This is a genomic window from Actinotignum sanguinis, from assembly GCF_003957255.1.
GTDB lineage: Bacteria > Actinomycetota > Actinomycetes > Actinomycetales > Actinomycetaceae > Actinotignum > Actinotignum sanguinis.
Window position 1 is genome coordinate 1 of sequence record NZ_QDIE01000048.1, and the last position, 9079, is coordinate 9079.

Annotated in this window: 7 protein-coding genes; 5 read left to right on the forward strand and 2 right to left on the reverse strand. The window is 61.0% G+C overall.

All coding sequences use genetic code 11. The features are described 5' to 3' along the window. Nucleotides 1-217 precede the first annotated feature (217 nt). Nucleotides 218-1663 (forward strand): MFS transporter, encoded by a 1446-nt coding sequence (locus DDD64_RS08505; protein WP_241227716.1) that lies wholly within the window; start codon nucleotides 218-220, stop codon nucleotides 1661-1663. A 154-nt stretch (nucleotides 1664-1817) separates the two neighbouring features. Here the strand turns inward: DDD64_RS08505 and fucO are convergent, their stop codons facing one another. Further along, complete coding sequence (gene fucO / locus DDD64_RS08510) at nucleotides 1818-2969, reverse strand: lactaldehyde reductase (RefSeq protein ID WP_126135936.1); 1152 nt, start codon at nucleotides 2967-2969, stop codon at nucleotides 1818-1820. A 372-nt stretch (nucleotides 2970-3341) separates the two neighbouring features. On the opposite strand from fucO, the gene rhmD reads away from it, so the two are divergent. The 4 genes from rhmD (at nucleotide 3342) to DDD64_RS08530 (ending at nucleotide 7557) form a co-directional block, all read left to right on the forward strand. Next, on the forward strand, nucleotides 3342-4550 hold the full coding sequence (gene rhmD, locus DDD64_RS08515; protein ID WP_126135937.1) for an L-rhamnonate dehydratase: 1209 nt from the start codon (nucleotides 3342-3344) through the stop codon (nucleotides 4548-4550). Between the two features lie 53 nt (nucleotides 4551-4603). Further along, the gene (locus DDD64_RS08520; protein WP_126135938.1) at nucleotides 4604-5959 is read left to right on the forward strand and encodes an MFS transporter; all 1356 of its coding nucleotides are present in this window, start codon (nucleotides 4604-4606) and stop codon (nucleotides 5957-5959) included. Continuing rightward, entirely contained in the window at nucleotides 5952-6704 is a 753-nt protein-coding gene (locus DDD64_RS08525) for an HpcH/HpaI aldolase family protein (protein WP_241227717.1), read from the forward strand. The genes DDD64_RS08520 and DDD64_RS08525 overlap by 8 nt, the downstream gene beginning before the upstream one ends. Nucleotides 6705-6792: 88 nt before the next feature. After that, the gene (locus DDD64_RS08530) at nucleotides 6793-7557 is read left to right on the forward strand and encodes an IclR family transcriptional regulator (protein WP_126135940.1); all 765 of its coding nucleotides are present in this window, start codon (nucleotides 6793-6795) and stop codon (nucleotides 7555-7557) included. A 96-nt stretch (nucleotides 7558-7653) separates the two neighbouring features. Here the strand turns inward: DDD64_RS08530 and DDD64_RS08535 are convergent, their stop codons facing one another. Then, a complete protein-coding gene (locus DDD64_RS08535) occupies nucleotides 7654-8505 on the reverse strand; it encodes an aldo/keto reductase (protein WP_126135941.1) in 852 nt (283 codons plus the stop codon). Between the last annotated feature and the right edge of the window lie 574 nt (nucleotides 8506-9079).

Genomic DNA, 9079 nt, shown 5'->3' on the forward strand with positions numbered 1-9079 from the left:
GTGAACCACGCCACTCTCAAGGGATCCTGTCACCGCTTACCGGTTTCCCGGGCCTCGGCGACGGATAACAAGCTTACAAGCCCAACCCGCTAGACGCAAATCAAACCAGAGAGACACCCACCACACCCCGCTAAACCACTGCCACGCAGCCACTCTTACGCGCCGCTTCACACCGGGCGAGCACGCAGGAAGTCACGGCGTCGTCGATAATAGAGAAGTGAGTGAACATAAAGAACCTGCCGCGACAAGCACGCGCATACAAAACGACGCGAAGCTATGCTCCCGCGATGCCAGGTTCCCACACAGTGGTACTGGACTTCCTCGCGGTGGACAGTTCGGGCTCCTTGTCACCCTGGTGATTGCCGTGCTGTCCTACCAGCTCAACACCACGATGGTCACCCCAGCGCTCCCGGATATCGGGCGAAGTTTTGCGGTGAGCGAGGGAACGCTTGCTCTGGTTTCAAGCCTCTTCTTCCTCGCCGGGGCGGTCGCCGGGATTCTTCTTACCCGCTGGAGCGACTTACTTGGCCGCGCCCGCATGCTACTAGCGGTTCTTGCGATCTTGCTGGTGGGAACACTGGTATGTGCACTCGCCCCAAACTTCCCTATTTTCGTGACCGGACGCGTTCTCCAAGGCGTTTCCGGTGCGGTCTTCCAACTCGCATATATGATCCTGAGCGAATCGGTCTCTCCCGCGCTTCTAGGTACCATGCTCGGTATTATCAGCGCCGCTAACGGCGGCGTGGGCGGCCTGGACGGATGGTTTGGCGGGATCCTCACCGACCACTTCGGTTTCCAGGCTATTTTCTTCGTTATTGCGGGCCTCACCTCAGTGGCAATTTTCCTGACAGTTCGACTACTCACGACGCAGGAGCGGCCTGCCGCCAGCGGAAAAATGGATTGGTGGGGCGGTGGACTCCTCTCCCTCAGCCTTATTTTCCTCACCTACTACGTCAATGTTGGCGGCACCCGCGGGTGGTTCGCCACGGCTACCCTCCCACTTTTCGGTGTGGCCGCGCTATTTTTCAGCGCTTTTTGCATGGTTGAGCGTCGGGTTTCCTCGCCGCTTTTCGCCCTGCGCCAGCTGGCATCACGCCACTGTTGGCCGCTTATTGCCACAACACTTCTATCTCTCGCATCAGTTTTCGCGGTCATTAATTTCACGGTCGCGCTTTTCGCCCAGAATCCCGACGCGGGCTACGGGCTAGAGGCTGGCCGCGCCGCACTCCTCTATCTCACACCGCCCGCGCTTATCGGACTTGCCGCTGCCCCACTTTCCGGGTGGCTGGCGGGAAAAATCGGCTGGCTCACCGTTCTGCGGACCGGACTCCTTATTTCGCTATGCACAATCGGCGGGATCTGGTTCTTCCTCGATCACCAATGGGTTGTTTTCGCCCTCATTGCGATTCTTGGAATCACCTATAACGGCATGATCCTCACAACTGTCAACGGGCTCGGCGTCATCCTGGCCCCACCCGAAGCACCCGGCTCGCTCCCCGGTCTCAACGGCGCAGCTTTTGGCGTTGGCGCAAGCCTAGGTATTGGCCTGGTGGCGCCCCTCGTCGGAACGTGGGATGGCTACCGCGGGGCACTGGCTCTTTCCGCCGGCATCGCCGGGATCGCTCTACTGTGCGCGTGCGTCTTGAAGATGCGCACAGATTAATAACGACGACGCAGCTACCTGGCAGCTGTACGCCCCGCGCGCCGCGGGCCCACTACAAAAGCGGCCGGCATCTGAACGATCAGGTGCCGGCCGCCAATTTTGTGCACTCATGCCCAACTGCCGGTAATACGCCAGACAGCGAGCACCTCAGCTTTTAGAGGAGGGAGGCGTAGAGTGCGCGGATTTCTTCCTTGGTGGCCTTGCGGGGGTTGCCCGGGGTGCACACGTCGTTGAAGGCATCCTCGGCCAGGGCATCGAGACCAGATTCATCCACGCCCACCGCGGAGATCGTGGTGGGGTTACCCAGGTCCTCGACCAGCTGCTTGACCGCGTCCACCGCGTAGGTGCGCGCTTCTTCTAGCGCGACGTCGTACGAATCCTTCATGCCGAAGGCATGCGCGATATCGCGGTACTTTTCACCGGTGTACTCCGCGTTGAACTTCATAACGGCCGGCAGCAGGATACCGTTGGCCACGCCGTGCGGTGCGTCGTAACGCCCACCGAGCGGGTGCGCCATGCCGTGCACGAGGCCCAGGCCCACATTGGAGTAGCCCATGCCGGCGATGTAGGAGGCGTAACCCATCTGCTCAACGGCGTCGGTATCACCATCGGCAGCCTTGCGCAGGTTCTTCGCGATCATCTGGATAGCCTTGAGGTGGACCGCATCCGAAAGCTCCCAGGCGCCCGGGGTGATGTAGCCCTCGATGGCGTGGGTCAGAGCGTCGAGCCCGGTCGCTACCTTGAGGGAACGGGGCATCCCGTCCATGAGGTCCGGATCCACGATGGCGAGGACGGGAATATCGTGTTCGTCCACGCACACAAACTTGCGGTGCTTCTCCGTATCGGTAATCACGTAGTTAATGGTGGTTTCCGAAGCGGTACCGGCGGTGGTGGGAATGCCAATAATCGGCACAGAGGGGTTCTTGGTATCCGCCACGCCCTCGAGGGAGAGAACGTCAGCGAATTCGGGGTTCGCACCGATAATGCCGATGGCCTTCGCGGTGTCCTGCGGGGAACCGCCGCCCAGGCCGATGAGCACATCCGCGCCGGAATCCTTGAGCGCCTGCACGCCGGCCTTCACGTTTTCGACGGGCGGGTTCGGAACGACGTCGTCGAAAATCTCGTAAGCAAAATCGGCCTCATCCAAACGCTTCGTGACTAGGTCCACGGTCCCGGCCTGGCGCACACCCTTGTCGGTGATGATGAGGACTTTCTTGAAGCCGCGCCGATGCAGCTCGGGGACCAGCTGGTCGAGCGCACCGCGCCCGAAGTACGAGGTTTGGTTGAGGATCATGCGATTAACCATGACAACTCCTTATGTCGAATATTCGTAGCAACTGCGCCACTTTCCTGACATGGAACATTGTTCCATTTTTTTGACCCCCGCCTTATGACGTAAGGCCCGACAAGGAGAGAGCACCCGGAGGCGCAGCGACATTTTCCCGCCCAATCCGCGAGCTACCAAGCCGAGAAGGCTTTACTCTCCCCGACTTTCATTTTAGACTGGCCGTGTCAGAATCCCAACTATTACCATTCCGTCCCACTAACTGGGATTGGGTACGTTGTGGCGGAGATGCGCATGGCTCGTTATCGCGCAAGCGGAACGACGGCGCAGCTGCCCCGCAACAACCTCTCAACAATTACATAGAACTCACACATAGACGCAAAGGAGCATCTCATGTCATTACCAACGATCAAGCACGTGCGCGCTTTCTTCATGGGCGGCGCCACCGCGAAGAACAAGGGCCAGGGCGGCGGTGATTATCACGACCAGGGCGGCGGGCACTGGATCGATGACCATATCGCTACCCCGATGTCCAAGTACAAGGAATACGAACAATCCCGCCAGTCCTTCGGCATTAACGTGCTCGGTACCCTCGTGGTGGAAGTGGAGGCCAGCGACGGCACCACCGGCTTCGCAATCTCCACAGCCGGCGAAATCGGCTGTTTCATCGTGGAAAACCACCTCAGCCGCTTCATCGAAGGCAAGCGAGTGGATGACATCAAGCTCATCCACGATCAGATGATCAACTCCACCCACTACTACTCCGGTGGCGGCGGCGTGGTTATGAACACCATCTCCTGCGTGGACCTGGCCCTCTGGGACCTCTTCGGGAAGGTACTCGGCCAGCCCGTCTACTCGCTACTCGGCGGCGCAGTTCGTGATGAAATCAAGTTCTACGCCACCGGGTCGCGCCCGGATCTGGCCAAGGAAATGGGATTCATCGGCGGAAAGATGCCCACCCAGTGGGGCCCGCACGATGGAGATGCCGGCATCCGCCGCGAAGTGGAACGCATTAAGGATATGCGCGAGAAGGTGGGCCCGGACTTCTGGCTCATGTGGGATTGCTGGATGAGTCAGGATGTCAATTACGCTGTCAAACTCGCGCACGCCTGCGCTCCCTACAACCTCAAGTGGATCGAGGAATCCTTCCCCGCCGCGCAGTACGACAATTACGCCGAACTCAAGCGCCAGGTCCCGGCTGGGGTGATGGTTTCCACCGGCGAGCACCACGGTAACCTCGCGGCTTTCCGCACCCTTTCCGAAACCGGCATCGATATTATGCAGCCGGACGTGGGATGGTGTGGCGGCATCACCACCCTCCTCGAGATCGCGGCCATTGCCAAATCGCGCGGCCAGCTGGTGGTCCCGCACGGTTCCTCCGTGTACTCGCACCACGCGGTTATCACCTTCACGAATACGCCGTTCAGCGAGTTCCTTATGACCAGCCCGAAGGCGGATACCATTCGCCCGCAATTCGATCCCATCCTTCTGGGTGAACCGGTCCCCGAAAACGGCCGTATTTCCAAGGAAATTCTGACGAAGCCCGGCTTCGGCGTCGAACTTAATCGCGATATCGCGCTGGAACGCCCCTATACGCACTAGAGCGCCCGCGTTCCAAGTAGATACGCATCCACGCATAACAACAAGGAGAAATTATGACAGCCTCTTCGCCATCTCCCGGATCACCCGCGACCAAGTCCGGGGCCTCCGCCTCCCGCGAAGCAACCCTGAATATCGCAGTTCGCAAGGCCCGCCGGCGCCTTGTACCCTTCATGATGCTGCTGTACGTCCTCGCTTTCCTGGACCGTTCCAATATCGGATACGCCCAGCAGGAATACATGCTGGACACCGGCATCGGTGAAGCCACCTTCGCGCTGGGCGCGGGGATTTTCTTCGTGCTCTACGCCTTCCTCGGTGCCCCCGCGAATCTCATGATGCGCAAAATCGGGGCGCAGAAATGGATCGGTTCCATCGCGGTGGCCTGGGGTCTGGTATCCGCCTGTATGGCCTTTGCCGATACCCCGGCGAAATTCCTGACCATTCGCCTGCTCCTGGGCGTGGTGGAGGCCGGTTTCTTCCCCGGCATGATCTACCTTTCCTCCATCTTCTTCCCCGCCAAACCACGTGCTTACGTGATGGGCCTCTTCTATCTGGGGGCTCCTCTCGCGCTAGCACTGGGATCTCCGCTATCGGGCGCGCTGTTGCAGATGCACGGATTCCTCGGCTTCCCGGGGTGGTTCTGGATGTTCCTCATTGAGGGTCTGCTCGCCGCGGTTGTCGGGTGCCTCGCCTTCTTCTATTTCGACGACGGACCGCGCTCTGCCAAGTTCCTTACTCCGGAAGAGCGGATCGTCCTGGCCGAAGCGGTGGAAGGTGAAGATTCCGGTTCCGGGGTGAAGTCCACTCTCAAGGATGCTTTCACGAATGCTCGGGTATGGACGCTGGCCATGGCCTACTTCGCTATCCAGGTGGCGGTGTACGGCGTCGTCTTCTATATCCCCACGCAGGTAGCGCGCCTGCTGGGCGAATCGGTGGGCTTCAAGGTATCGCTCGTCGTCGCCATTCCGTGGGTGGTCTCCCTTATCGGAACGTGGTGGTTCTCCAAGAACGCCACCACCCCGGATCGGCAGCGGATCTGGTCGGCCGGGCTGCTGCTGGCGGCGGGCCTGTCCCTGGGGCTTTCGGCGCACGCCTCCCCGATCCTCGCCATCGCGGCGCTCTGCATCGTGGCTACCGGCGTGATTGCCTGCCAGCCGCTCTTCTGGACAATGCCGACCAATCTTCTTGCCGGGGCCGCCCTGGCCGCGGGTATTGGTTTCATCAATACCTGGGGTGCTGTTGGTGGTTTTGTGGCACCGAATCTGAGAGTATGGTTCAACGAAATCTTTGACACCCATCAGTCGAGTGTGGCGGGACTCTGGGCGGTTGCAGCGGTAGCAATCCTCGGTTCCTTCATTATCGTCGCTCTCAAGAATCGAAAGGACGTTGGTATTGAAAGCGACGTTGCCTAAAAACCAGTTCAAAGCAGAGTTTACGGCCTCCCCGCAGCGGGCGCGCCGCGGAATCTGGATGACGATGGCTTCGGCCACCTCGGCGGAAATTTGCGCCGGTTCGGGTGCCGATTGGCTGTTATTCGACGGCGAACATGCACCTTATACCGTGGCCTCCCTGCTGGATCAGCTCCGGGCCGCCTCCGGGTACCCCATGCCCCTGATTGTGCGCCCGGTGGAAACCACTCCGGCGCATATTAAACAGGTGCTGGATCTGGGAGCGCAGAACCTGCTGCTGCCCATGGTGGATACCCCGGAGCAGGCCCGCGCGGCCATGCGAGCGGTGCGTTACGCACCCCGCGGGATCCGCGGGGTGGGCGCATCGGTGGCGCGCGCCGGGAATTGGGGCCGCTACACCTCCTATATGGAGGAGGCCGAAGCGGAACTATTCGTACTGCTGCAAATCGAATCCCGGGAGGCGCTCTCCCACCTCGATGAGTTGCTTGAGGTAGAGGGGCCGGATGGTTTCTTTATCGGGCCGGCTGACCTGGGCGCCTCGCTCGGGAATCCTCCCGCGGAGGAATTGCACGCTATCGTGTGTGATGCGTTGGCAAAGATCCGGGCGGCCGGGCTGGTGGCCGGCTCCCTCGCCTTCGATGATGCGGTAGCCGAACAGTACATTGCCGCGGGAGCGAATTTCATCGCGACCACGGCGGATTCCACTCTGCTGGTGGAGGCACTCGCCGCGAAATTCCCGGAGGGATAATTACCCCGCATCACCCGCGTACCTAATTCCCCTCCGCTCATCTCCGGTACCAGGTTCCCAACTATTGGAAACCTGGTACCTTGTGTATATGACACCCGACGATATCCCCGGCACGCAGACACTCCGCCACGGACTCCTCGTTCTCCGTGCCGTCGCCGCGGGGGCTCGGAATCTCAGCGAGGTCACCACGGCAACCGGTCTGAGCCGCTCGAAAGTGCATCGGCTCCTCCAGGCCCTGCGCCAGGAACGTTTCCTGCGCACCGATGAGACCGGCACCTATTTTCTGGGGGCGTCACTTATCGAGCTGGGATTCCAGGCTCTCGATGATATTTCTTTGGTCAGTATTGCCTCCCCGCTGCTCTCCCAGCTGTCGGAGGACACCCTCGATACCGTGCACCTGGGCACCGAACTGGAAGGCGAAGCCCTCTACCTCCTCAAATTCCCCGGCCATCGCGGTATCGAAGTGCGTTCCCAGGTGGGCACCCGCCGCCCGATTACCCGCACCGGGCTGGGCCGCTCCCTCATTCTCGACAGTCCCGAGCGCTGGCCGAGCCTCTACCTGGCCGACCGCGAGCGAGTACGGGATACTCCCCCGCCGGAAACCCTGGAGGAATTCACCGCCGCGATGGAAAAGTATGCGCGCAATGGGTATTCGGAAGATTGGGAAATTAGCGAACCGGGGATTCGTTGCGTTGCCGCACCTATCCGCAATGCGTCCGGGAATATTGCGGCCTCAATTAGCGTCTCCAGCGCCGTCATTTATATGGGGAAGGCGCGGATGCGGGAATTGGCGGCCGCGGTCACCGCGACCGCCGCGGAAATTTCCCGCCAGATCGGTTACGGCGCGGGGTAGCTGAGAAGCTACGGTATGTGCGTAGGAAGCACGGCGACGCCGCGTCCCCGCGGCGCGCGGGCGCGCCGCGGCGCCGTCGTACCCACCCTGCGAAACCTATTCCACATCGAGCGGAACCCTGCGGCGCGGAGCCGGGAAGGCGCCATCTAGGCGCGCCAGCTGCTCGCCGCTCAACTCGATCCGCGCTGCCTCCAGGTTTTCCCGCATATGGGCGAGCTTCCCGGTGCGCGGAATCGCAATGGTCGGGCTCTGCGCTAGCACCCAGGCCAGTAGCACCTGGAAGGGACTCACGCCCAGGTCGCGCGCTACCTCGGTGACCACCGGATTGGTGACCAGGCCGTTGCGCAAAGTCCCGGCTTGGGCGAGCGGGCAGTAGGCGATGAGCGCCACGCCGAGCCGCTCCATGAGGCCGCGCAATTCCACTTCAATTCCGCGCGAGCCGAGGTGGTAGAGCACCTCATTAGCCTGGCAATTCGCGCCGCCGGGCAGCGCGGCCAGCTCCTCCATATCTTCGACGTCGAAATTGGAGACGCCCCAGCTGCGGATTTTCCCGTTCTCGCGCAGGCGCTCCAGCTCCGCCACGGTTTCGGCCAGCGGGGTGCCGCCGCGCCAGTGATAGAGGTACATATCCACGTACTCGGTTCCCAGCCGCGCCAGACTGGCATCCAGCGCGCCTTCCATGCGCCGCCGGGATGCGTTGGAGGGGAGCACTTTGGTGATGAGGTAGAGCGATTCGCGCGGGAAAGGTGTGATTGCTTCACCCACGAGCTCTTCGGAGCGCCCGCTGCCGTACATTTCCGCGGTGTCGATCAGCCGGGCGCCGCCCTCGATTCCGCAGCGCAAGGCCGCAATTTCTTCCTGCCGGCACGCTCGGTCATCACCGAGGAACCAGGTGCCCAGCCCGAGGGCCGGCACGGTATCGCCATTGGCCAAGGTGATGTTTCGCATGGGGTTTCCTTTTCGTTTCCTGCTTGCTTCCCCGAGCCCGCCGCCGCAGGTCCAGACCGCGGGCGCTTTCCATTCCAGGGTGCCACGGATACCGCGCCCGCGCCAGGCGTTTCAGTGCGCCGAGATCGCCTCGACTGCAACTGGAGTGCAAAAAGTGCGTCAGGAATATTGAAACCGCGAAAAGCTGTCAGCCCCATCGCAATCACTCGCTTGCATGGACAAGCGTGGACGATGTGAGCGGTGATGCCCATAAATAGCAACGCGCCGACAGTGGAGCCCACAGGATGCGCCCTCCCGGCAGGAGGCCCCCACAAAAAGCAACCCCACGACAGCGAGACCCACAGGATGCAACCCCACGACAGCGAGACCCACAGGATGCAACCCCACGACATCAAAACAATTTCTTAAGGGGGTGCGGACGGTTTCCTAGAGATTTTTAAGGAGATAGTTCAATGAATAAGAAACCGGGAGTTGCAAACGGGATCAGGTACTCCGCCAAAGACAAGCAAAGAGCTCTCGCCATCCTGGAAAAGCTTGGCTCTCTAAGGCAAACAGTCCTAGAACTGGGTTATCC

Coding starts and splice junctions, on each gene's coding strand:
- fucO (WP_126135936.1), bottom strand. CDS start 2,969: ATGGTTAATCGCATGATCCTCAACCAAACCTCGTACTTCGGGCGCGGT.
- rhmD (WP_126135937.1), top strand. CDS start 3,342: ATGTCATTACCAACGATCAAGCACGTGCGCGCTTTCTTCATGGGCGGC.
- DDD64_RS08520 (WP_126135938.1), top strand. CDS start 4,604: ATGACAGCCTCTTCGCCATCTCCCGGATCACCCGCGACCAAGTCCGGG.
- DDD64_RS08530 (WP_126135940.1), top strand. CDS start 6,793: ATGACACCCGACGATATCCCCGGCACGCAGACACTCCGCCACGGACTC.
- DDD64_RS08535 (WP_126135941.1), bottom strand. CDS start 8,505: ATGCGAAACATCACCTTGGCCAATGGCGATACCGTGCCGGCCCTCGGG.